This window comes from Lysinibacillus sp. BPa_S21, assembly GCF_023337795.1.
In the GTDB taxonomy this organism is placed as follows: domain Bacteria; phylum Bacillota; class Bacilli; order Bacillales_A; family Planococcaceae; genus Lysinibacillus.
In genome coordinates this window covers 94,242-117,223 of record NZ_JALIRS010000010.1, presented here as the reverse complement: position 1 = coordinate 117,223, position 22,982 = coordinate 94,242, and the positions used below count along the sequence as shown (strand labels likewise).

General features: G+C 37.6%; 24 protein-coding genes. 5 read left to right on the top strand and 19 right to left on the bottom strand.

All coding sequences use genetic code 11. The features are described 5' to 3' along the window. Positions 1-6: 6 nt before the first annotated feature. Positions 7-477: a CtsR family transcriptional regulator gene (locus MOK21_RS18165; protein WP_249075395.1), complete on the bottom strand. Its 471-nt coding sequence runs from the start codon at positions 475-477 to the stop codon at positions 7-9. Between the two features lie 191 nt (positions 478-668). Then, positions 669-974, bottom strand: coding sequence for a DUF4870 domain-containing protein (locus MOK21_RS18160; protein ID WP_249075394.1), 306 nt, complete (start codon positions 972-974; stop codon positions 669-671). Between the two features lie 120 nt (positions 975-1,094). Between MOK21_RS18160 and MOK21_RS18155 the strand changes: the two genes are divergently transcribed. Together MOK21_RS18155 and corA are read left to right on the top strand one after the other, a co-directional pair. Beyond that, entirely contained in the window at positions 1,095-1,781 is a 687-nt protein-coding gene (locus MOK21_RS18155; RefSeq protein WP_249075393.1) for a class I SAM-dependent methyltransferase, read from the top strand. 49 nt (positions 1,782-1,830) lie between these two features. Next, complete coding sequence (gene corA, locus MOK21_RS18150) at positions 1,831-2,790, top strand: magnesium/cobalt transporter CorA (RefSeq protein WP_374110237.1); 960 nt, start codon at positions 1,831-1,833, stop codon at positions 2,788-2,790. Positions 2,791-2,888: 98 nt separating this feature from the next. Here corA and MOK21_RS18145 read toward each other — a convergent pair whose 3' ends face one another. Beyond that, positions 2,889-3,098, bottom strand: a complete 210-nt coding sequence (locus MOK21_RS18145; protein WP_249075391.1) for a hypothetical protein — start codon at positions 3,096-3,098, stop codon at positions 2,889-2,891. Positions 3,099-3,393: 295 nt separating this feature from the next. Between MOK21_RS18145 and MOK21_RS18140 the strand changes: the two genes are divergently transcribed. Beyond that, positions 3,394-4,704: a globin-coupled sensor protein gene (locus MOK21_RS18140; protein ID WP_249075390.1), complete on the top strand. Its 1,311-nt coding sequence runs from the start codon at positions 3,394-3,396 to the stop codon at positions 4,702-4,704. A gap of 351 nt (positions 4,705-5,055) precedes the next feature. Here MOK21_RS18140 and MOK21_RS18135 read toward each other — a convergent pair whose 3' ends face one another. The 5 genes from MOK21_RS18135 to adh form a co-directional block, all read right to left on the bottom strand. Next, on the bottom strand, positions 5,056-5,535 hold the full coding sequence (locus tag MOK21_RS18135) for an acyl-CoA thioesterase (RefSeq protein ID WP_249075389.1): 480 nt from the start codon (positions 5,533-5,535) through the stop codon (positions 5,056-5,058). A 67-nt stretch (positions 5,536-5,602) separates the two neighbouring features. Next, positions 5,603-7,030, bottom strand: coding sequence for an aldehyde dehydrogenase family protein (locus MOK21_RS18130; RefSeq protein WP_249075388.1), 1,428 nt, complete (start codon positions 7,028-7,030; stop codon positions 5,603-5,605). Between the two features lie 42 nt (positions 7,031-7,072). Next, a complete protein-coding gene (locus MOK21_RS18125) occupies positions 7,073-8,035 on the bottom strand; it encodes a DUF4003 family protein (protein ID WP_249075387.1) in 963 nt (320 codons plus the stop codon). Positions 8,036-8,197: 162 nt separating this feature from the next. After that, positions 8,198-8,557, bottom strand: coding sequence for a DUF779 domain-containing protein (locus MOK21_RS18120; protein ID WP_249075438.1), 360 nt, complete (start codon positions 8,555-8,557; stop codon positions 8,198-8,200). Positions 8,558-8,578: 21 nt separating this feature from the next. After that, on the bottom strand, positions 8,579-10,099 hold the full coding sequence (adh, locus tag MOK21_RS18115) for an aldehyde dehydrogenase (RefSeq protein ID WP_249075386.1): 1,521 nt from the start codon (positions 10,097-10,099) through the stop codon (positions 8,579-8,581). A 322-nt stretch (positions 10,100-10,421) separates the two neighbouring features. On the opposite strand from adh, the gene rluF reads away from it, so the two are divergent. Further along, positions 10,422-11,123: a 23S rRNA pseudouridine(2604) synthase RluF gene (gene rluF / locus MOK21_RS18110; RefSeq protein WP_249075385.1), complete on the top strand. Its 702-nt coding sequence runs from the start codon at positions 10,422-10,424 to the stop codon at positions 11,121-11,123. 22 nt (positions 11,124-11,145) lie between these two features. Continuing rightward, entirely contained in the window at positions 11,146-11,865 is a 720-nt protein-coding gene (locus MOK21_RS18105) for a DUF6904 family protein (RefSeq protein ID WP_249075384.1), read from the top strand. A gap of 173 nt (positions 11,866-12,038) precedes the next feature. Here the strand turns inward: MOK21_RS18105 and MOK21_RS18100 are convergent, their stop codons facing one another. The 11 genes from MOK21_RS18100 to MOK21_RS18050 form a co-directional block, all read right to left on the bottom strand. Then, positions 12,039-12,533 carry a cupin domain-containing protein gene (locus MOK21_RS18100; protein ID WP_249075383.1) on the bottom strand — a complete coding sequence of 165 codons (495 nt, stop codon included), beginning with the start codon at positions 12,531-12,533 and terminating at the stop codon, positions 12,039-12,041. A gap of 367 nt (positions 12,534-12,900) precedes the next feature. Beyond that, complete coding sequence (locus MOK21_RS18095) at positions 12,901-13,608, bottom strand: ABC transporter ATP-binding protein (RefSeq protein WP_249075382.1); 708 nt, start codon at positions 13,606-13,608, stop codon at positions 12,901-12,903. Continuing rightward, positions 13,608-14,387 carry an ABC transporter ATP-binding protein gene (locus MOK21_RS18090; RefSeq protein ID WP_249075381.1) on the bottom strand — a complete coding sequence of 260 codons (780 nt, stop codon included), beginning with the start codon at positions 14,385-14,387 and terminating at the stop codon, positions 13,608-13,610. Before MOK21_RS18090 ends, MOK21_RS18095 begins: the two co-directional genes overlap by 1 nt. After that, the gene (locus tag MOK21_RS18085) at positions 14,387-15,322 is read right to left on the bottom strand and encodes a branched-chain amino acid ABC transporter permease (protein ID WP_249075380.1); all 936 of its coding nucleotides are present in this window, start codon (positions 15,320-15,322) and stop codon (positions 14,387-14,389) included. The genes MOK21_RS18090 and MOK21_RS18085 overlap by 1 nt, the downstream gene beginning before the upstream one ends. Before the next feature lie 13 nt (positions 15,323-15,335). After that, positions 15,336-16,211 (bottom strand): branched-chain amino acid ABC transporter permease, encoded by an 876-nt coding sequence (locus tag MOK21_RS18080; protein WP_249075379.1) that lies wholly within the window; start codon positions 16,209-16,211, stop codon positions 15,336-15,338. A gap of 240 nt (positions 16,212-16,451) precedes the next feature. Then, positions 16,452-17,675, bottom strand: a complete 1,224-nt coding sequence (locus MOK21_RS18075; RefSeq protein ID WP_249075378.1) for an ABC transporter substrate-binding protein — start codon at positions 17,673-17,675, stop codon at positions 16,452-16,454. Positions 17,676-18,143: 468 nt separating this feature from the next. After that, the gene (locus tag MOK21_RS18070; RefSeq protein WP_249075377.1) at positions 18,144-18,746 is read right to left on the bottom strand and encodes a class I SAM-dependent methyltransferase; all 603 of its coding nucleotides are present in this window, start codon (positions 18,744-18,746) and stop codon (positions 18,144-18,146) included. Positions 18,747-18,832: 86 nt separating this feature from the next. Further along, positions 18,833-20,587, bottom strand: coding sequence for a CotH kinase family protein (locus MOK21_RS18065; RefSeq protein ID WP_249075376.1), 1,755 nt, complete (start codon positions 20,585-20,587; stop codon positions 18,833-18,835). A gap of 46 nt (positions 20,588-20,633) precedes the next feature. Then, positions 20,634-21,317 (bottom strand): DUF4956 domain-containing protein, encoded by a 684-nt coding sequence (locus MOK21_RS18060; protein ID WP_249075375.1) that lies wholly within the window; start codon positions 21,315-21,317, stop codon positions 20,634-20,636. A gap of 14 nt (positions 21,318-21,331) precedes the next feature. Beyond that, entirely contained in the window at positions 21,332-22,033 is a 702-nt protein-coding gene (locus MOK21_RS18055) for a polyphosphate polymerase domain-containing protein (RefSeq protein ID WP_249075374.1), read from the bottom strand. Between the two features lie 12 nt (positions 22,034-22,045). Next, the gene (locus tag MOK21_RS18050; protein WP_249075373.1) at positions 22,046-22,909 is read right to left on the bottom strand and encodes a peptidylprolyl isomerase; all 864 of its coding nucleotides are present in this window, start codon (positions 22,907-22,909) and stop codon (positions 22,046-22,048) included. Positions 22,910-22,982 lie beyond the last annotated feature (73 nt).

Below are 22,982 nucleotides of genomic sequence, written 5' to 3'. Positions count from 1 at the left end.
CCTCTTTTATTTTTGCTGTTCATATTTAATCGTCGTTAGCATCGCTCTTAAAATTTTTGATCGAATATGATCACGTAACGGGAGTTGCAAATCAATCGTTGAACGATCAACTGCTGCTAACATTATTTTCGCTTCTCGCATTGAAATTACCTGCTCATCAATTAATCGATACACTAAATCTTCTGCCATTGTTTGCGATGCCCCACCTTCTATTTGCCTGAGGACATCATCAATTAGATCAATTTGTGAATTCGCGCGGACACGTAAAATTCGAATGTATCCACCACCACCACGTTTGCTTTCAACAAGGTAACCTCGTTCGGCAGTAAATCTTGTATTAATTACATAATTTATTTGTGAGGGCACGCATTGAAATTTATCTGCGATTTCACTACGTTTAATTTCAATATGCCCTTCTCCACCTAATTCAAGTACTTGCTTTAAGTAGCCTTCTATGATGTCTGATATATTACGCATTTTAGGAATACACCTCGCTTACTCCACTGACTTTGACTATCTTTGACTTTCTTTGAGTATATTATACAAAACGCTTGAAAATAATTGCAATTAATTCGCACACAGAAAAAATCCTTAGCTTTAAGATACCCTTTTCAGCAATAGAAAAAACGCAAGCACATGCAACTAGCATATACTTGCGTCTATAGAAATTATACCCAGCGACCAACAATTGGATAACGCCAAGGCTCATCAGATAGAGCCTTCACAATACCGATAATTGGCACAATAAAATACATAATACCAAAAACAATTAAAAACGGTATACCAACGAGTAGGAAGCTTAAAATACCCGAAATTGTAAGTAATACCACCATCACAACTTGGAACAATAAAGCTTGCACTGAAATACTCTTTATCTCTTCATCCGAGCCAATTAAGAAAAATAAAATTGGTACTAACCATGGCGCAAAAAACGCACTTGCGTGTATGATTACCTTAGACCATTTAGTTTCCATTTATATCAACCCTTCCTTTAATTTTTTTATTTTATGTACTTTTATTTACGAAACTATACCTTATATAGTTTCAATATAAATTCGATTTATAAAATTTTTTTGAAAGGCATGTGATACCTGATGGAATTTAGTAACAAACTTGCAAACGAATACGAAAAAGGTATTCGTCGCACGCTACCAAGCTATGATGCCATGCTACGTTTAATACAAACTTTTTACCAGTCTGCATTACATGAGAAAGCTGAATTTTTAGTAGTTGGTTCCGGAAGTGGCAATGAAATTTTACAGCTTGCCGAGAAAAGACCGCACTGGTCATTTGTTGGCATAGATCCGTCAGAAGCAATGCTAGAAATAGCTGGCGAACGTTTAAAATCCCTACCTAATAATATTTCTTTATATCAAGGAACTATACTGGATACGCAGCTACCCGCAGTGAAATTTGATGCAGCAAGCTGTGTGCTAGTGCTTCATTTTATACAAGATGACCAAGAGAAGCTTGCAACATTAAAAGAAATAGCAAATAATTTAAAGCCTGGTGCTCCATTTGTCCTCGTCTCAAAATACGGGCAACTCTGTTCCTTAGAAACGGAGCTCCAATTTGATTTATGGCGTGCTTATTGGCTACAACACACAAAGCTTACATCATCGGACGTAGCAGAAATGGAGAAATCCATACGTTCTCTTTCATTTATGTGTGAGGAGGACATTTTATCACTATTACAGCAGGCAGGCTTTACAAAACCATCTAGATTCTTTGCGACTACTCTATTTGGTGGTTGGATATGTTATAAAGAAAGTTGCTCGTGAAGATATATACACCTGTTAGGATAGAATGAACAGAATTGAGGTGAATGCTGTGATACGCACATTTGGCATTACAAAAGATCAAAAGCTTATAAAGGAATTTCCGCTTGAAGATATACACAAAAACGAATTTGAATGGTATTGGGTCGATTTTAATTGTCCGACCGATGATGAAGAACAATTGTTAGATACGTTTTTCCATTTCCATCCACTCGCTATAGAAGATTGTTTAATGCGTTTACAGCGGCCAAAGCTCGATTTTTATGATAATTTCCATTTCTTTGTTATTCAAAGGGTTAACGAAGAATTAACCGCTGAGGAAGTAAATATTTTTGTTTCTAATAAATTTATTGTCACATTTCATAAAAACGAAGCACCTGAAATAGATCGAGTACAAAAGATGTTAGAAAAACAGCCAAAGAATTGGGAACGTGGCACCATATATTTAACATATCAGGTTATAGATAAAATCGTTGATAGCTATTTCCCACTTGTCTATAAAATTGAGGATCATTTAAACGCACTAGAAGATGAGCTTACCTACCAAAGTAACCTCAATGCTATGAAAATTGTGTTTGAATTCCGTAGTGATTTGCTTGATCTACGACGCACCATTTTACCAATGCGTGATCTTTTATATCGAATCCTTAATTCTTACCGATTTTCACTTAAGAAATCGGAACGTGCTTATTTCGGAGATATTTATGATCATTTGCTTAAACTCACCGAAATGATCGAATCTAACCGTGAGCTCACAGCGGATATGCGTGATAGCTATATGGCCATGAGCTCTAGTCGCATGAATGGCATTATGATGACCTTAACAATTGTTTCAACAATCTTTATTCCTCTAACATTTATTGCCGGCGTCTATGGGATGAATTTTGACCATATGCCAGAGCTACATGGGAGATTTAGCTACTTTATCGTACTCGGCATTATGATTTTTATCGCGTTATTTATGCTAGCAGTCTTTAAGCTTAAAGGCTGGTTCAATTTATTTAAACCTTAGTTATGACGCAGGAAACCAGCGGAAATTTGAAATCAACTATTTATTTTGTCGACAAGCTAAAGGCACCTTAGAGATTTTTCTAAGATGCCTTTTCACTGTCAGTAAGGTCCACGATCATCAACTTTATCTTCGCCCTGCTGTGGAAATAAAAAGTATGCGAGTACCCCAGATACTAATGTTGCACAGATAGTAATTAATAGTTGATCTAAGTCGGGTACCTCAGTATAGTAGTTTCGCAACATGTAAACCGATCCTATTGCTACAATTACCATAACCGGAATAACAAATTTGAAACGTTTCTTCTCCATGTAATACCTCCTCAAAACTATTGTTACGATCAATCTAAACAGTTCGTATTTTACAGGTTTCCTATTTCAAATTCAATTTACCTATTACCTTTTTAATAGTCTATTTCATGACTTTTATTCGACAGTCGTCTATAATGCCTATAAAAAAATAAAGAAATACACTAAAATTTTAACCAAATTCACTACAAAAAATAGTAGAATAGACTAAATACCATATATTCCGAAAAATTAACAAAATAAGCAATTCGATTTTTTATATACTACTATGCATTTATAAAGAATGGAGCAAACAACAATGAGTTGGTTTACAAAAAAGAACGATTCTCGCTACTCAATTACATTAGTACCTGAAAATTATAAGAACGATGTGCAATTGGATGTCTCAAACCATCCAAAACTTGAAAAACAGTTACAGCTTTTGGATTTAACAATTGAGGATTTAGCCATCATTAAACAACTACAGCCTTTCGCTAAGGATTTAGTTCCTGAAATGGTGGATCAGTTTTATGCAGCCATTAGTTTGAGCCAAGGTTTATTAGACATTATCAACAGAACGTCACAAATCGATCGTTTAAAAATTACTTTACATAAGCATTTGAGTGATATTTTTGAAAGTCATATTAATAACGCTTATATTATTGAACGGAAGGCAATTGCCGAAACCCATGTCCGAATTGGTCTACAATCGAAGTGGTATATCGCCTCATTCCAATCATTAACAACAACATTTACACGCTTTACAAATGAGTTAGATATATCAAAACATGATGCAATACGTGCTATCAATGCTTTCTGCAAAATCATTAACTTCGAGCAGCAACTTGTAATTGAAGCCTATGAAAAAGAAGAAGAACGCATTCGTGCAGCAGCTGATGAAACAAAAAATGCACTTGTTACGACCATTCAAAAAACGGCAGAGGAACTCAATGGGATTAGTGAAGAAACAGCAGCTTCTTTATTAGTCATATCTTCTCAAACAGATGATATCGCAGTAGCTACTAAACAAGGTTTAAACTTCGTTGCCGATACACAGGAAAAATCTCGACGTGGACAGCAGCAGCTACAAGGTCAAAATGATTTAATACAGGTTATTTTACAAAGTGTAAACAGTCTCGAAGTGACGATGAACCAGTTGCGTACATCTTCTCAAAAAATATCAGAGATTGTAGGGCTAGTTACAGGAATTGCCGATCAAACTAACTTATTAGCATTGAATGCTTCTATCGAGGCAGCTCGTGCAGGTGAGCATGGTAAAGGTTTTGCTGTTGTTGCAGAGGAAGTCCGTAAGCTTGCAGAAGAAACAAAAAATGCTGTACAAAATGTTTCTCATCTCATTAAAGAAACAGAAAGTAATATTACAACAATGTCGAATTCAGTGATAAATGTTGATGAAAAGATTCAACTTAGCGTAGATACACAAAACAATTTATCTAAATCATTTAATGATATCGCCGATGCTGTTTCTGGAATTCAACAGCAGTATGTAAATACATCAAGAGATATTTCAGCGATCTCTAACTTGATTACCGAACTGTCACAAGGGGCTACCTTAGTTTCTTCTTCTTCCGATTCACTTATTAATGTGGTAAATGAGTTAAAAATGTAAGCACGAATAAGAGCCTAGGAATAACTTGCTTCAATTAGTGGGAAAAGTCAAACCATCTATACGATAAGCTGCTTGAAAAAGAAATCATGCCAAAAATTGAACGGAAAAATGAAAAGGAATTAGCATCGGAAGACCCCGCTTAAATGGTCGAAAAAGTAGATGAAGTGAATTGATTCATGTTATAATCTTTAAACATAAGGATCCTTCTTTCTGTATAATTTTGTTGTGGTGACTTAATTTTATCAGAAGTGATCCTTATTTTTTTATGAAATAAAATTTAAAGCCAGTGTAATTTTACTGATCGTAAAATTACACCGGCTTTTTTAGTTTAGAGATGGGTTTTGTCCATTTTCAATGTGGTAATTCGCGTTTTTGTTTGCGATGTTCTCGTCTTGCTGGCCCCGTTTCAAACAGACGTTTTTCTGCATCTGTTTCAGGATAAATTGCAGGAACTGGCTTAGGTTTACCTTCATCATCAACTGCAACCATCGTTACAAAGGATTCCGTCGTTAATCGTTCCTCACGAGTTTCAATGTTTCGTGAAATAACTCGAACGTAAACTTCCATTGAAGAACGTCCAGTTGACGAAACAATACTTTCTATTTCTAAAATATCCCCTACATGTGCTGCCGATAAAAAATCAACTGAATCTATAGAGGCTGTGACTACGTGCCCTTTTGCATGCTTCATTGCTGTAATAGCAGCAATTTCATCAATATAAGCTAACACTCTTCCACCGAAAATGGAGTTGTGATTATTTGTATCTGGCGGTAATACAAGACGCGTTTGAACAGTACGTGACTGGCCCATCGGTATTGCGTTGTTTGTCATAGTTCTTGCAACTTCCCTTCATGAATGTTCTTTCGTCATCGTATCGCAGAAAAAGAGCTGATGCAAATTAGAACGATTTTTTCATCGTAATAAATTTCATATCTGTCATTTCCTCGATTGCCCACTTAATGCCTTCGCGTCCATAGCCACTCATTTTCACGCCACCATACGGCATATTATCAACTCGGAATGTCGGAATATCATTAATAATAACAGCGCCTGCTTGTAATTCGTCCGCTGCCCGTAATGCATCTGGTAACACATTCGTATAAATTCCTGCATTTAAGCCAAGTTCTGACTCATTCACTAGTCGAATAGCGTCGTCTAATGTTTCATATGAAACAATTGAGACGATTGGTGCGAATGTTTCCTGACAAACAATTCTCATATCCGCCGTCACATTCGTCATAACAGTTGGCGTTAAAGTACGTTCCGTAAATGTACCTCCTGTTGCAACTACCGCACCTTGTGACTTTGCTTCCTCAATCCATTGACGAATACGTTCAACTTCTTTTGGATTAATCATTGCACTCACATCAGTATTTATATCTAGTGGATCACCTACCACTAATTTCTCTGTCTCAGCTACAAACGCTTTTGTAAAATCATCAATAATCGATGCATGTACATAAATACGTTGTAAAGAGATACAAACTTGTCCAGCAAAATTAAAGGCTCCTCCAACACAACGCGAAATAATTTTATCAATCGGTGTCGAAGGCTCGACAATTACCGCTGCATTGGAACCAAGTTCTAAAGTAACCTTTCGTAAACCAACTTTTTCTTTAATGCCCAATCCAACCTTACCACTTCCCGTGAATGTCACCTTTTTCACAAGTGGATGGGTCACAAGTGTATCACTTAACTCACCACCGCTACCTGTAATAATTTGAAGTGCACCATTAGGTAGGCCCGCTTGTTGGAAAATTTCCGCCATCACGATAGAGCTTAATGGCGTTTGCGTTGCTGGCTTTAAGACAACCGTGTTTCCTACTGCAAAGGCAGGGCCTAATTTATGTGCCACTAAATTAAATGGGAAATTAAATGGGGAAATGGCTGAAATTACACCTAGAGGTTCTCGTTTAGTCCAGCCAATACGATCCCCAGCTCCAGGTGCAGCATCCATCGGTACCGTTTCACCCTTTGCTTGCTTAGCCCCCTCAGCAGCAAATTGATAGGTTGCTATTGTGCGCTCTATTTCGGTTAAACCAGCTGATATTGGTTTACCTGCCTCTAAGGCTAAAATTTCAGCTAATTCCTCTTTACGCTGGCGCATGATGTCGACCACTTTATATAATATTTCGGCACGTTCGTAAGCCGTTGTCTTTTTAAACGTTTGGAATGCCTCGTGTGCACCTTCTATCGCTTGCTCAACGTCAGAAACTGACGCCTTAGCTACCTTCGCAATAACCTCCCCGCTATAGGGTGATTTCAATTCATATGTTGCCTTCGCGTTCTGCCACTGTCCATTAATCCATAGCTTTGTTTCTTTCATGCTTCCAATGCACCTCCAAAAATCAAGTTCTTCTTTATTTTATCACGAAGAACTTGATGCTACAGCTGCTGCGCTTACTGCTGCGAACATTGCTGCTTGCTGTGCCTGAATTAATAATTCAATCGATGACATAATTGACATCGATAAAGATTGTTGCACCTGCGCCATATCATAAACAGCAATTTGTATAGCCATAAATAACACGAATTCACGATGCCATTTTAAAAGTTTCATCCCCTTTAACTCATGATATAAATCAATAATCTGTTGAAGCTGTGCTTGATTCATTTCAAGGATTGCTAAAAAGCCCAGTAATGGATAGTGCATCGTTTTGACCTTTACATCCTGATTTTTTAATGCGTCACGGATTGTCACAACATTTGACACTAAATTATTATCATATTGAGGTGATAATAAAGTCAGTACTTGCGACAGCCATTGAAGCTCATTGCCTGCATTAAAATTATATGTACGTAATTCTTTATAATAACGATTCATTGTTTCCGCGCGTAGCTCTACGTCATCAGATGGGCTACTTAACAGTACAGCATAAGGAATGTCATCGTATGATGTTAAAAAACGATGATGTTTGCGGATTGCATCAAATAATGCACGTGCTTTCTGTGCATGTGCACGTTTCTCACTTTTCTCTTCCGTTAAAAACTGTGCACCAATAAAACTAAAGTTCCCACTTCTAAATTTTACTTCCTTCATTATATTAGCGTTAGTTAGTAAATTTTCAACTGCTTGTTCTGTATCCTCTTGCTCCATTAAATTTGCAGCAATACTATACCCTACCGCTGTTCTTAGCGGAGATGTCCATGACGTTTGCTTTTTCATTTCTTGTAATACTTCTTTATATTTAACGGCATCAAAAGATTTCCCTGATGCCACATATTTACTAGCAATGGCTAACACGATTTTACGATCTACCGTCCTACCTGCAGCCTTCGAGACATCCTCTACCGTATTTGTAAACTGATTTTCGATCATAACAAAGTCCATGTTTAACACACTCCTTTTTCCATATTTACGTAATATATCGTCGAAAAGATTCAACTGTTTTTTAACAATGAACATAAAAAACAGCGGCATTATTTTTGCCGCTGTCCATAAATGTATACTACATTACACCTTAATTATCCTTATATTGCTTATTCGGTGCACTTAAATTAACCTTAATTCTTTTAATTCCTCTGCGGAAAAGGCTCTTGATCTTGTTAAAAATCTCTTACCTTCAACGCCTTCCAACGAAAACATACCGCCTCTACCATCGACAACATCCAAGATTATTTGTGTATGCTTCCAATAGTCATATTGATTTTTATGCATGTAGAAGGAAGCACCACCAATCTCTCCAAGGCAAACATCCTGATCACCTAATAGTAAGTCTCCCTCTGGATAACACATCGGCGAGGAGCCATCACAGCAACCACCTGATTGATGGAACATAATAGGTCCATGCTTTTCCTTTAATAATTCGATTAGTGCTAGCGCTCCTTCTGTTGCTAAAACACGCACGACCACGCTCATGCACCTCCCTACTAATTAGAAGAAACCAAGTTTGTTTTCGCTGTAGCTAACCAATAAGTTTTTCGTTTGCTGATAATGCGCTAACATCATCTTATGGTTTTCACGACCAACACCCGACATTTTATAGCCACCGAACGCTGCATGTGCAGGATAAGCATGGTAGCAGTTTGTCCAAACACGCCCTGCTTCAATACCACGACCGAAGCGATAAGCTGTATTCATATCACGTGTCCATACACCCGCACCTAAACCGTATAATGTGTCATTAGCAATTTCTAATGCTTCTTCTTTTGTTTTAAATGTCGTTACAGCAACAACTGGCCCGAAAATTTCTTCTTGGAAAATACGCATTTTATTATGTCCCTTGAAGACAGTCGGTTTAATGTAGTAGCCATTTTCGAAGCCTGCCCCTACACTGTTTTTCTCTCCTCCAATTAGACATTCTGCACCTTCTTGCTTACCAATATCTAAGTAAGAAAGGATTTTTTCCATTTGCTCACTCGAAGCCTGCGCTCCCATCATCGTATTCGGATCAAGTGGATTCCCAAATTTAATCGCTTCAACACGCTGCAGGACGCGTTCCATAAATTTATCGTAAATAGATTCTTGGATTAGTGCACGAGAAGGACATGTACATACTTCACCTTGGTTTAGAGCGAATAATACAAAGCCCTCAACTGCTTTATCTAAAAAGGCATCATCTTCATCCATAATATCCTCAAAGAATATGTTTGGCGACTTGCCACCCAATTCTAATGTAACCGGAATAAGGTTTTGTGAAGCATATTGCATAATTAAGCGACCAGTTGTTGTTTCACCAGTAAAAGCAATTTTACCAATTCGTGGATTTGATGCTAGCGGCTTCCCTGCCTCTAAACCAAAGCCATTGACAACATTTAGTACACCTGATGGCAATAAATCTTCTATTAATTCAACGAGCACCATAATCGAAGCTGGCGTTTGCTCTGCAGGTTTCAACACTACACAGTTTCCAGCTGCAAGTGCCGGTGCTAGCTTCCAAACAGCCATTAATAATGGGAAATTCCAAGGGATAATTTGACCTACTACCCCAATTGGCTCATGGAAATGATAAGCAACTGTATCATTATCGATTTGGCTTACTGCGCCTTCTTGTGCACGTAAAGCCCCCGCAAAATAACGGAAATGATCAATCGCAAGAGGGATATCTGCATTTAATGTCTCACGTACCGCTTTCCCGTTATCCCATGTTTCGGCAACGGCTAGCTTTTCTAAGTTTTGTTCTATGCGGTCCGCAATTTTAAGTAAAATGTTCGCACGCTCTGTTGGGGATGTTTTGCCCCATTCTTCTTTTGCGGCATGAGCTGCATCAATTGCAAGTTCAATATCTTCAGCAGTAGATCGAGCTAATTGTGTAAAAACTTGTCCAGTAACAGGTGTAACATTATCAAAGTATTGTCCTTTCACTGGAGGTGTCCATTCCCCACCAATGTAATTTTCATATTTCTCCTTGAATTGAACTACCGATCCTTCAGTGTTTGGAAATGCATAAACCATTTTACTTCTCCCCTTTACACAAAATAATGAGAACATACTCTACAAAAATCATCATTTTCATCGAAAAAACGATATTTTCATAGAAACCCTCTTACCCAATATATTGTCAGAAACGAGAAAAAATTTCAACTTTTTAAAATTTTTTTGAAGCAGTTGATATGAAAGCACATAGAGCGAAGAGGAGACTCATGAAAACCATTGTTCGGAGTGGACTATATAAGCTATGGCGAAAGGCTATTTTTGCTAGAAAAGCTTCTAGGATTCACGGTGTGACCAACAATAATGTATACTTAAAAATAATATACATGTATAGGAGAACAGTATGCGCATTAATAAATATTTGAGTGAAACAGGTATCGTATCTCGTCGAGGTGCTGATAAATGGATAGCAGAAGGTAAAGTAACGATTAATGGTGAGCTTGCAACAGTAGGAAGTCAGGTTGAGGCTGGTGATATGGTTTGCGTTGATGGAAAAGAGGTAAAGAAAGAAGAACAGCTCGTATATATTGCCTTAAACAAACCAGTAGGAATTACAAGCACAACTGAACGACATATAAAAGGAAATGTCGTTGATTTTGTCAATCACCCGCTTCGCATTTTTCATATTGGACGGCTAGACAAAGAGTCAGAAGGGCTATTATTACTGACAAATGATGGTGACATCGTCAATAAAATTTTACGTGCAGAAAATCATCACGAAAAAGAATATATCGTGCAAGTCGATAAACCTATTACGGAGCAATTCATCAAAAAAATGGGAGCTGGTGTAGATATTTTAGATACGACAACCCTACCTTGTCATGTTGAAAAAATATCTGATAAAGTCTTTAAAATCATTTTAGAGCAAGGCTTAAACCGTCAAATACGTCGTATGTGTTCGGCACTTGGCTACTCCGTTAAGCGTCTACAACGCATTCGTATTATGAATATTAAGCTTGGCAACTTAAAGGTTGGACAGTGGCGCGATTTAACAGATAAAGAACGAACAGAACTATTCAGACTACTTAAATACACACCAAAATAAAGTAATTTAAGGGGATGGAACGATGCTGTCAATTCAAAGTACTGAGCAGTTAACCGGGGCACGTATAAGTGGTGATTTTTGGGATATAGATGAGCTGATTAATGCCATTTACAAAATAACTGGTGATGAAAACAAGTATTATGATTATCAAGGAGCGCGCCTTCGCATTCTTAGTGTTTGTTATAATCTACGTCAAGCTTCCAAGGGGACACATCAGCTTGAGTTTGTTAGCAATGGTATCAACAAAAGTGTTCTGACACAGCATGAACTAATTTTCCCAAACAAAAATGTTTATTTCGCAGCAGAGGTTCTTTGGCCAGAGCTGATCTTTACCGCTATTGCATTAAACGATTTCATTCGCCTACATCAAGAGCTCATTGATTCTTCTGATTGGAATATTGATGTTGCGACAATTCGTAAATTCCAGGCAGCGGTTGCTGATTGCTTAGAGCAGGAGATGAATGAAGAACAATACTTAGTATTTCTAAGAATGCTACACACTAAAAGTCCATTAACATTCCGTTATGCAACGCAGTACGTAGATGTTTTGAACCTAGAGTACATTCAACTAAGCTTGGAGGAACGTAAAACTCATTTAGCAGCGTTTGCACTCCGATTAATGTTAGAAGACGATGAATATATAACGCTTAAATCGCAACTTATGGAGGCTGCGATTACTACCAAAAAATCATTACATGAAATTGAAATTAAAGCTAAATACCCCGAAACAATTTTTTGGTAAATAAAAAGAGCCGTCTCAAAATTAGTCGAGACGGCTCTTGTAAATAAAGTATAGCCCCTAAGCAAAACGAGGAATTGATTTCTGTTGCGACTGAGCGCTAAGTAGCTGAAACAGAAATCACCATCATTCCAATTAATAAATATCACCTTTATAAGGCAACTACTTTTCTTCTATTAAATCTTCTTATAAGCCATTTTCCGAATAACTTCCTCGTGCTGTGGATAGTCAGCTAAAAGCTCATCTTGTGTAAATAATTCGAAGTCTTCAAAATCAAAACCTGGGGCAACCATACAGCCTACTAAACTAAATGTTTCTTCATCCTCCACAGATGAGCCAAATATAGTATTTTTCGGGACTGCTATTTGAGGTACTTCTCCTGCCTCAATATTTAATCCAAGCTTCCTCGCCTCATATGTACCATCAGGGAAAATCATATGAACTGTTAGCGGACTGCCTGCATGATAATACCAAAGCTCGTCCGATTTCAAACGATGCAAATGAGATATATCCTGTGAACGTAATAAGAAATAAATACTCGTATAAACAGGTCTCTGTACATCCCTGACAGCTATATCCTCAGCTGCTCGAAACGAGGATATATAATACCCGCCCTCTGGATGCTCTGCCAAGTTTAATTTCTCAATAAAATATTGTGCTGAATACTTCATAAAACTTCACTCCTTTCGTCCACATTACCAAATAATAAAAGACGAATGCTACTATAATTTCGTCGATCTGATTATTCTGCTTCGTTTTGGCCGTTCTTTCTGTTGCTTTAGTCTTTCTTTCCTTTGCTTTGACTTCTTTCCGTCACTTCGATCATTCTATCCGTCGCCTTGACTGTCCTTTCCGTCGCTCTAGTCTTTCTATCCGTCGCTTTGACTTCTTTCCTTCACTTTGATCATTCCATCCGTCGTTTAGCCCTTTCTTTCCGTCACCTTGACTGTTCTTTCCGTCGCTCTAGTCTTTCTATCCGTCTGCTCACTCCTTTCTCTCACAAAAAAAGACGCCTCAACATCGAGACGCCTTCTCCCTCTATAAACCACCTAAATAAGCAGCCTTTACTTGTTCGCTCTCTTGAAGCTCTTTGGCTGTACCTGATAATACTATACGACCCGTTTCAAGTACGTAAGCACGATTTGCTACTGATAAGGCCATATTCGCATTTTGCTCAACAAGCAATACGGTTGTACCCTCTTTGTTGACTTGCTCAATAATATTAAAAATATTTTTTACCATGAGTGGTGCAAGTCCCATTGACGGTTCATCCATTAATAACAATTTCGGTTTTGCCATTAATGCTCGCCCCATCGCTAGCATCTGTTGTTCACCACCAGATAATGTACCTGATTGCTGTTTCCGACGCTCCAAAAGACGTGGGAATAATTCATACACATGATCTAAATCTTTTTTAATGCCCGCTTTATCGTTACGAAGATAGGCTCCAAGCTCTAGGTTTTCTTCAACAGACATATTGGCAAAAACACGACGCCCCTCTGGAACATGTGAAATGCCCGATTTTACAATTGTCTGTGCAGCCTTCCCTGCGATAGAGAAGCCTTCATATTCAATGATGCCACCTTTTGGTTTTAATAAACCTGACAATGTTTTTAATAAAGTACTTTTACCAGCCCCATTGGCGCCAATTAGCGTGACAATTTCACCCTCATTTACTTCTAAAGAAAGGCTCTTTAATGCTTGAATATTACCGTAGAATACATCTATATTTTGTACTTTTAGCATTAGCTGATAACCTCCTCACCAAGGTAAGCCTCGATTACCTTTGGATTGTTGCGAATTTCTTCTGGTGTCCCCTCAGCGATTAATTGACCGTGATCAAGCACATATATACGTTCACATATCCCCATAACTAAGCTCATATCATGCTCAATTAGAAGAATTGTTAGGCCAAATTCTTTACGAATAAATGCTATTAATTCCATTAAATCGTGCGTTTCCTGTGGGTTCATTCCCGCCGCTGGTTCATCCAATAGAAGTAACTTAGGTTTCGCAGCTAGGGCACGAGCAATTTCTAATCGGCGCTGCATCCCATAAGGTAAATTTTTCGCAAGCTCATCCTTATAAACATCTAAGCCAAAGATTTTTAGAAACTCAATAGATTGATGCTCCATTTCTGCCTCACCTTTAAAATGATTCGGCAAGCGGAAAATGGAAGACCACATGGAATGCTTTGCAAGCGAATGGTTTGCTACCTTAACATTATCTAGAACGGATAACTCTTTAAATAGACGAATATTTTGAAACGTACGGCTAATGCCTTTTTGTGTTACTTGATATGGCGCGAGCCCGTTCAACTTTATACCGTCAAATGTAATCGTGCCTTCAGTTGGCTTATACACCCCGGTAAGCATGTTAAAGCTCGTTGTTTTACCAGCACCATTTGGCCCAATAAGACCTATTAGCTCTCCTTGATTTAGGTACATATTAACGCCCTGTACCGCCTTTAAACCACCGAATTGTATGCCCATGTTTTCAACATTGATAAGAAGGTTTCCAGTCATTATTTTGTACCTCCTTTTTTACCAAACTTAAATAAATCCGTAACTTCTTTTGTTCCCATCAACCCTGTTGGTCGGTACAACATTACGACTATTAATACTAAACTGTAAATAATCATACGTGTTTCTGGGAAGTTTGCTAGATATGCTGAAACTATTGTTAAAAAAATCGCAGCTAGGACCGATCCTGAAAGACTCCCTAAGCCACCAAGAACTACATAGATTAAAATGTCAAATGATTTTAAGAAACCAAAAGTCGTCGGTTGAATAATGTAAAAGTTATGTGCAAAGATGGCCCCTGCAAGACCGGCAAAGAAGGAACCAATCGCGAAAGCGACAACTTTATAGTAGGTTGTATTAATACCCATTGCATCTGCTGCAATTTCGTCCTCACGAATCGAAATACATGCACGTCCATGACGAGAATTCGTAAAGTTTGAGATGACTAGAATTGTTAGAACAACACCCACGAATGCATAAGTCCAGTTTGATAAATATAGAACCTGCATCCCTGCTGCTCCACCAACATAGTCGGTATTTAAAAAGATAATACGGATAATTTCCGCAAAACCAAGCGTTGCAATTGCTAAGTAGTCACCCTTTAAACGTAATGTCGGAATGCCTACGATTAAACCTGCTATTGCAGCTGCCAGTGCTCCTAAGAAAATTGCTAATGGGAACGGAAGCATTAATTTAGTTGTAATAATGGCGGAAATATATGCCCCTACTGCTAGGAAGCCTGCATGCCCAATCGAGAATTGACCCGTAATACCAATGACAATGTGCAAACTAACCGCAAGCATAATGTTAATACACATTGTGATCAACATATTTTGATAGTAAATATCGAGCACGTTCGTTGAAATAAGCACCTGCACAACTGCATAGATGACTAGCGCTAATACGGCATAGCCCCAGAAAACTTTAGACTTTTTCATAATTACCGCTCACCTACACTTTCTCTCGGGCGTTTTTACCAAAGATACCCGATGGTCTGAAGATTAAAATTAAAATTAAAATAACGAATGCCGCTGCATCGCGCCATAAAGAGAAACCAAGTGCACTTACAAATGATTCCACAACACCAAGCAACATACCGCCAACCATGGCACCAGGAATAATACCAATACCACCAAGTACTGCCGCGATAAATGCTTTAACCCCTGGAATAACCCCCATTAATGGATCGATCTTTGTGTAATATACGCCGAAGATTACACCCGCTGCACCCGCTAAAGCTGAACCAATTGCGAATGTTGCAGAAATTGTATTATCTACATTAATACCCATTAAACGAGCTGCATCTGCATCATGAGAAACCGCTCGCATGGCCTTACCGATTTTCGTTTTATGTACGATGAATTGTAAAAGAATCATCAGTACAATTGTGACAGATAAAATTAATATGGATGTACTACTGATTTGAACGCCAAAAACATCAAATGATTTATTTGTAATGACTTCAGGATATGCTGCCGGTTGCGCACCTCTGAAGAAAATAGTCGTATATTCGATTAAAAGTGATACACCGATTGCCGTAATTAAAGCTGCAATACGTGTGGCATTTCGCAAACGCTTATACGCAATACGTTCAATTAAAACACCAAAGATTGCACAGACCGCCATCGCCAATAACAGTGCCGGAAAGAAGCCAAGCTCCCATTTAGCAATTGCATAAAAGCCAATAAATGACCCAATCATGAAGACATCGCCGTGGGCAAAGTTAATCAGCTTAATAATCCCATATACCATCGTATACCCTAGCGCTATTAATGCGTAGATACTACCTAGTGAAATACCATTCACAAGCTGCTGTATCCATTCCATGAGCGTTCACCCCTTTTTATTTTTTGAAAAATGCAAAAATATAACTTACTTCTATATGTTATTATTGAAAATAGCGTAAATTGTGTCCTCTTAAAAATTTTTTCCATGTTCTATCGATTTCGCCTTGGCGTAATTGTAGCTGTCGCTACAGATAAACAATGCTTCCGGATTTTGAATTGTGGGGGTCTTTACACATAAAAGGGAAGGCGTGTTTACCCGCCTCCCCTTGCCTAGAAAACATTAAGGATTAACTTTAGAGTTGAACACTTGTTTACCGTCTTTAAATTCAAGAACTGTTGCTGTTTTAATTGGGTTATGATTTTTGTCAACTGTAAAAGTACCTGTTACTAAAGAAAGATCTTTCGTGTCAGCTAATGCATCTTTAATAGCTTCCCCATCCGTAGAGCCTGCACGCTCAATAGCATCAGCGATGTAGTAAATTGTGTCATAGCCGAGTGCATTGAAAGCATCTGGTGCTTTATCGTCGTTCGCTGCTTTAAACGCCTTTACGAAGTCTTGAATTTTTTGATCTGGGTCTTCCGCAGAGTAGTGGTTTGTAATGTACGTGTTATTCAGCGCTTTCTTACCAGCTAGCTCTACTAATGTCGGTGAATCCCAACCGTCAGCTCCCATCAGTGGAACATCAATACCCATATCACGCGCTTGTTTTACAATTAAACCAACCTCTTCATAGTATCCCGGGATAAAAATGAAGTCGGGCTTTTCTGCTTTAATAGTTGTTAATTGCGTACGGAAATCAGTATCCTTCGCTACATACGCTTCTTCCTTTACAACTTTCCCGCCGTTTTTTGTAATGGTTTCTTTAAATGATTTCGCTAAACCTTTTGCATAATCAGATGCGTTGTCCGCAAAAATAGCTACATTTTTTGCCTTCAATTCATTAGAAGCGAAGTTTGCAGCCACAATCCCTTGGAATGGATCGATGAAACAAGTACGGAATGCATAGTCATTAACGCTACCATCATCATTTACTGTAATATTTGGGGCTGTCCCTGATCCAGTAACGATTGGAATTTTTTTGTCGTTAGCAATTTGCACTGTTGCAACTGTATTACCAGAAGTTGCAGGAGCTAGCATTGCTACTACCTTATCCTGTGTTATTAGTTTAATAGCTGCTGCAGTAGACTCTGAGTTTTCAGACTTGTTATCTACTTTAATCAGTTCAATTTTTTTTCCGTTAATTCCGCCTTTATCATTAATTTCTTTCTTTGCAAGTTCTGCTCCTAGAGCAATCGAAGAACCATAGGAAGCTACGCCACCTGAAAGCTCTAAGTTTGCACCGATTTTAATCGTATCACCGTCAGAAGAACCGCCACCGCCTGATGATGATCCTCCCCCTGAACTTGAACTATCTCCGTTACCACAACCAGCAAGAACGCCTGCAAGTAGTGAAGATGCCACTAAAAGTGAGCCAAACTTTTTAAGCTTTTTGTTCTCTCTCATAATTTTATTCCCCCTAAGTTTTTTCAAATGTTAGATATTTCTGATAATTATAAACAATTCATAGCATTTCCTCAATAACAAAAATAGCCAAAATTACAATTTATAACTATCTATACGTGAATCAACATATTATTCGTCTAAGCCTTTTACATTGTAAAACATTCTTTATATTTAGTCTAGAGTGATTTTTCAGTATAATTAGTAATTTAAGAATTTTCTATTAATTGTCAATAGATATTACTATTAAAACTATTATTTTTACGCTAAAAACTCTTTAAAAAAGACCTTTTAAGATTGCAAGATTTAAGATATAAGGCAACAACGTTGTCAGGAAGTATTCAATTGGAATTGCTAATAATTATTTATTTCCTAGAAAATAAAACCATAAAAAGAAATAATCTATAGTAAGTTTTTTCTTTGCTGCTACATTTTATTAAAAAAACTTAGAGCTGAATTATTTCCACAGCTCTAAGCTTTTTTCAATGCAAACACACAAAGGCGTTCGTTAATATTTGTTTCATTTTTAAGATGAACCTCATGGATTAATTCAAACGGTGTCCCATGAAGTAAAAATTGTAAATAATCATACGGTGGGTAATATAAAATAATATGAATTTCACGCATATGCTGTTCATAATATTTCCATATATTATGAATGACTGTACGGAAAATATGAATTGAAAACGGATTGAAAAAAAAGAAAACCGTGTCGCTCGGCTGAATAGCATAGTCCTCCGCTATTGAATGAATAAAGGAAATCGGCACTTGCGCACTCTTCTTTTGAAGATAGCTCCTTTTATTATTCTCAGCCTCTCCATAAAAACCTGCATCCATTTCTACCCCAATTGTCGGAATATGAAATTTATGATGTACATAAATAGGGACTCTCCCTTTTCCACATCCCATATCGATAAACACTGGATTATCAGGCATTTCATACTCTGAGAATAATTGTTCTAAACCAATATACGGTGTAGGCTCATAACGATGATAATGAGCTAGTTTAGGAAAGCCGTATTGATCACCGACTGTATTAATATGTAAATATTTATCAAATTGATGTTCATTCATACTATTGCTCCTAAAAAAAGAATGATTAATTTTAGCACGATAAATAGGAAAAACCATACCCAAAAGTTTTGGATATGGTTATTTTTTTAACGACCTCTTCGGTTAAATTTTAAAACAAAGAGCAGTGCAACTATTAATAAGGCAAAGCAAACAACCGCTGTAAGAATTGTATTTTTATCAATAACACTTCCTTGCTTTAGTTGCTCATCGCCTTGGTTAGGCCACATGGCTCCTCCGTTTTGGTCAGGTCGTTGCATTGGGCCACCACCATTTGGTTTTTCTCCCTGCTTATCACCATTTTGATTAAATGGAGGAGCTTGCGAAGGATCAAAGTCATCTGGTCTTTGCATCGAAATGTTCATGTCACCCATTTCGTCTGGATTAGGCATTGCCATATTCCCCTGTGTTGTTGCTTCCACAACAAGTTCTCCAGACAGCTGCTTTAAAATAGATTCGGAGCGTTGCTTTGCAAATTCAGGGAGACTTTTTTCTCCTTCTACCGCTTCTATAAACTGTTCTGTTGTAGAGAATTTCGTAGGGTCTGCTTCCACATACGTTGTTAATAACAATGCTAATTTTTTGGTAATGTTTTGTATGTTATCTTCTGTTAAGAAATTAGTCGCTATCTCTTCTAAATAGCCTTCATATTTAGCACGATACTCTTCATTTAAAAGTAAGGCGTTTAATAGCGGCCGCTCTTCAAAAGTTGTGCCAGATACAGGTGTAGTCACACTAAAGTTAATAGAGCTATCTTCCATCAGATCCCCAGACAATCCAAATCCCATATCGAGTCCACCCTGTTTCCGGTCAGCATTTGGCCGTTGCTGGTTACCATTATTCGGAGGCTTCATTTCGGATTTTTCATTTATCAGTGCATCATTAGGTGCTTTTATATCGGCATTGTTGCCACCCATTCTACCACCAACACCAAAGCCGCCAAACGACATATTAAAATCCCATGGTATGATCGAAAACATACCATTTTCCTCATACAAATAGTAATTGTGTTTCATAGTTCCCTGATAACTATCAAGATTTACGAGCGCTGTATTCATAGCAAAGTAACGTAGCATTTCATCGACATCAATATATTTTTCGATATTACCGCCATTATTGATTGCTTCAATCATGTCAATGAATTTTGATTGATCAACATTGCCTTCGTTCGTTTTTAAGCCAATTCCCGTATAATCAGCAATATCATCACTAATATATTTTAAATCACTGCCTGTCCCATCTGGCTTAAACAAAAATCCATCATTAGAGCCATAGTTATTTGCCAGGAATGTTTCATCCACTGCTTCTACCCCTAAAAATAAACCTCGATCCTTACCATTCACTGTGACATACATATATGAATGAGCAGGTGTAGGTAATCCCATTTGTTCCATGAGCTCATAAGAAATATATTCTCGCATTAATGTTGTATCACTGAAATTATTGTTTAAATTTAATTTTTTCAGGCCATATAGGCTTTGTGTATCATCGTAATAATCGAAATCTAATTTTAAGCTATATCGATCCGAGTCGCTATTTACAACCGAGTTCAGTGATGAACTTCCTTTTGTACGAATAGCTACATTCTCTATTCTCTTGCCATTTACCGTGATATTAGCTTGCTTCAACTCCTTATCTGCTGCACTTTCTAGCATGTCAGCCCAATCTTCCTCGGCTATTTCAATATCTACCGTTGTTACTTTATTTTCGTTAAACACAATAGACTCATAGGAAAACTCGGTATTTTTTGTTTCAATGCCTGCGTTTGGAAGCACAGCAAATACAACAACAAAGAGGAGTAGCAGAATTGCCATACTAATATAGACAACCCGTGTTTTAATCATTATCTGCACCTCTCTTCATAGTTAGAAAACTCCTCTAGAGTGGTTACTAAGCAGTGAAATTACCATCATAGCTAAGCATTACTGCTGATTTTACTCCAGGTACTTTTGTAAGATTGTCCATCAATTTTGTATCATTTTGTTTAACACGAATTTCATAGGTTGTTTCAATTTCAACATCCGACATAATAGATTTTGATTTTAAAGCGAATTTTTTAGACTGTGCCGCAATAATATGCTCCACTTCCTCACAAGCAAAATCTTCTTCAAATTTCACAATTAAAAGATATGGATTTTCCACAGTAATTTTGTTTACAAACACTAGTAATACAAGACCAATTAAAACTGCGCCAATAATAACAAGCGGAATAAATCCTGCACCACAAAGAATCCCCGAAACTATTGCCCAGAAAATATATACTAAATCCATAGGATCTTTAATAGGTGTACGGAAACGCACGATTGATAGCGCACCAACCATACCTAGCGACAACAGCACATTTGAACTTATTCCCATAATCACTAGTGCAGTTGCCATTGTCATAATGAGCAGCGAAATATTGAAGGAATGAGAGTAAATCACTCCATTAAAGGTTTTCTTGTAAACAGTGTAAATAAACAGCCCCACAAAGAACGCTACAACTAACCCTAAAAGTGAATCTATTAATGAAAATGATGTTGTTTTCTCTAAAAAGCTAGATTTAAAAATATCGCTAAATTTTGTAGTATTCATTGTTCAATTCTCCTTTATACGTACATACGACTAAGCTGATATTTCGAATATGCCTCAGCACGTGTATCTACTGATTGTAATAAGTACTTAATAATATCCGGCAAGTACTCATCATATTTCACTTCTAAAATAACTAAGTTTGGCTCGAGTACATCAACCATCGGCAGCTTCGGATTAAACATATCTGTATTACGTAGGCTCGACTGTACTTTACTATCAAATGTGACACGCACATTTCCAAAGGGATAGATGTAAGCCTCACGCTCATAATCGACAACTGTCATTGGTTTCAATTGGTTATACTTCATGTCCTTATATAAATCTTGAATTAACGCTCGTTTGTCTTCCTCCATCCAAGCGATATCCCCACCACGCATTTTTTCATATTCCTTTTGGGATATAGCACACTTCGTTTTAAAGGTTAAATTATTTCGTTTACTTTTTCTCTCCAAATTTATAGTCGTAGTGGATTTACCGTAAATTCGTACTCGATATTTATCTCGATTGATATAACCCTCTTTTTTTTCATTTAGAACTTTGTTTTCAAAATTATCGAAGTATGTGCTGCGAATTAAATACTTACCATTTATCCCAGCATGCTTGTCTCGCTGCATTACATGTTGTATCTTAGTTTTTAATAATGCATAGTCCGGATAGGAGATAGCCTGTTTAATCTCCTTTCGACCGTTAGGATTAAACGAAGTAAGAGTAGGCATACAGTTCACTCCTTACATTTTTTCTATTTTGTATTGCTCTTGTTTTTCTGCTAACCAAGTTTCGTATTCCTCATTTATGCGATCCTCCAGCACAGTCTCATAAACTTCATCTTTTACATCCTCGAATACTGCCTCTTCTGCAGGTACTTTTTCGGTTACTTTAATGATGTGATAACCTTCTGACGTTTGCACAATATCACTGACGCTACCTTTTGCAAGGTCAAATGCAGCTTCTTCAAATTTCTCATCCATTTGTCCTCGACTAATATAGCCTATTTCCCCGCCAGCCTCATTCGTTGATGAATCGATTGAATATGTTTTTGCTAGCTCTGCAAAATCCTCCCCAGCTTTTACTTTTGCTAGCACATCCTTTGCTGTTGCCTCATCCTCCAATAAAATATGGCTAGCTACCACCTCTTCCTTTTGTCCATAGCTATCCTTATTGTTTTCAAAATATTGAGCTACTTCTTCATCTGATATGTCGATGCTTTCAGCAATGACATTTTTGGTAAGTTGATATATGCGAATATTATCCTTCACACTCTGCTCTGTCAGTCCATTCTCCTTTAATGCCGCTTGTAATGATTCCTCCCCACCATACGACTCGGCTAACTCCTTATACTCTTCCTGAATAGAGTCCTCGGATACAGAAACACCCACTTTCTTCGCCTCTAGCTCAACTATTTTATTGGTAATTAATGTATTCAGCACCTCTGTACCATATTGTTCACGCAATGCGTCATCTAGTTCTGTTTGTAAAATCTTTTCACCATCAACCTTCGCTACATAATCGCTACTATCACCACAACCTGCTAGTAGTATTAATAATGCAGCGGGTAAGGCCATCTTTCGGAAAAATCTGTTGTTTCCGGTCATCCTTAATCCCGTCCTTTCCTTTTGGTTTCTCGTTTACAATGCTTACTATAAAGGCCTAATGTGTCAGTCAGAT

Excerpts from the sequence above, each read along its gene's own strand:
- MOK21_RS18055 (WP_249075374.1), bottom strand. The coding sequence starts at position 22,033 with ATGCCTACTCTTACTTCGTTTAATCCTAACGGTCGAAAGGAGATTAAA.
- MOK21_RS18100 (WP_249075383.1), bottom strand. The coding sequence starts at position 12,533 with ATGAAGTATTCAGCACAATATTTTATTGAGAAATTAAACTTGGCAGAG.
- MOK21_RS18160 (WP_249075394.1), bottom strand. The coding sequence starts at position 974 with ATGGAAACTAAATGGTCTAAGGTAATCATACACGCAAGTGCGTTTTTT.
- MOK21_RS18095 (WP_249075382.1), bottom strand. The coding sequence starts at position 13,608 with ATGCTAAAAGTACAAAATATAGATGTATTCTACGGTAATATTCAAGCA.
- MOK21_RS18105 (WP_249075384.1), top strand. The coding sequence starts at position 11,146 with ATGCTGTCAATTCAAAGTACTGAGCAGTTAACCGGGGCACGTATAAGT.
- rluF (WP_249075385.1), top strand. The coding sequence starts at position 10,422 with ATGCGCATTAATAAATATTTGAGTGAAACAGGTATCGTATCTCGTCGA.
- adh (WP_249075386.1), bottom strand. The coding sequence starts at position 10,099 with ATGGTTTATGCATTTCCAAACACTGAAGGATCGGTAGTTCAATTCAAG.
- MOK21_RS18060 (WP_249075375.1), bottom strand. The coding sequence starts at position 21,317 with ATGAATACTACAAAATTTAGCGATATTTTTAAATCTAGCTTTTTAGAG.
- MOK21_RS18165 (WP_249075395.1), bottom strand. The coding sequence starts at position 477 with ATGCGTAATATATCAGACATCATAGAAGGCTACTTAAAGCAAGTACTT.
- MOK21_RS18140 (WP_249075390.1), top strand. The coding sequence starts at position 3,394 with ATGAGTTGGTTTACAAAAAAGAACGATTCTCGCTACTCAATTACATTA.
- MOK21_RS18085 (WP_249075380.1), bottom strand. The coding sequence starts at position 15,322 with ATGAAAAAGTCTAAAGTTTTCTGGGGCTATGCCGTATTAGCGCTAGTC.
- MOK21_RS18145 (WP_249075391.1), bottom strand. The coding sequence starts at position 3,098 with ATGGAGAAGAAACGTTTCAAATTTGTTATTCCGGTTATGGTAATTGTA.
- MOK21_RS18070 (WP_249075377.1), bottom strand. The coding sequence starts at position 18,746 with ATGAATGAACATCAATTTGATAAATATTTACATATTAATACAGTCGGT.
- MOK21_RS18065 (WP_249075376.1), bottom strand. The coding sequence starts at position 20,587 with ATGATTAAAACACGGGTTGTCTATATTAGTATGGCAATTCTGCTACTC.
- MOK21_RS18050 (WP_249075373.1), bottom strand. The coding sequence starts at position 22,909 with ATGACCGGAAACAACAGATTTTTCCGAAAGATGGCCTTACCCGCTGCA.
- MOK21_RS18125 (WP_249075387.1), bottom strand. The coding sequence starts at position 8,035 with ATGGACTTTGTTATGATCGAAAATCAGTTTACAAATACGGTAGAGGAT.
- MOK21_RS18080 (WP_249075379.1), bottom strand. The coding sequence starts at position 16,211 with ATGGAATGGATACAGCAGCTTGTGAATGGTATTTCACTAGGTAGTATC.
- MOK21_RS18090 (WP_249075381.1), bottom strand. The coding sequence starts at position 14,387 with ATGACTGGAAACCTTCTTATCAATGTTGAAAACATGGGCATACAATTC.
- MOK21_RS18155 (WP_249075393.1), top strand. The coding sequence starts at position 1,095 with ATGGAATTTAGTAACAAACTTGCAAACGAATACGAAAAAGGTATTCGT.
- MOK21_RS18135 (WP_249075389.1), bottom strand. The coding sequence starts at position 5,535 with ATGACAAACAACGCAATACCGATGGGCCAGTCACGTACTGTTCAAACG.
- MOK21_RS18130 (WP_249075388.1), bottom strand. The coding sequence starts at position 7,030 with ATGAAAGAAACAAAGCTATGGATTAATGGACAGTGGCAGAACGCGAAG.
- MOK21_RS18075 (WP_249075378.1), bottom strand. The coding sequence starts at position 17,675 with ATGAGAGAGAACAAAAAGCTTAAAAAGTTTGGCTCACTTTTAGTGGCA.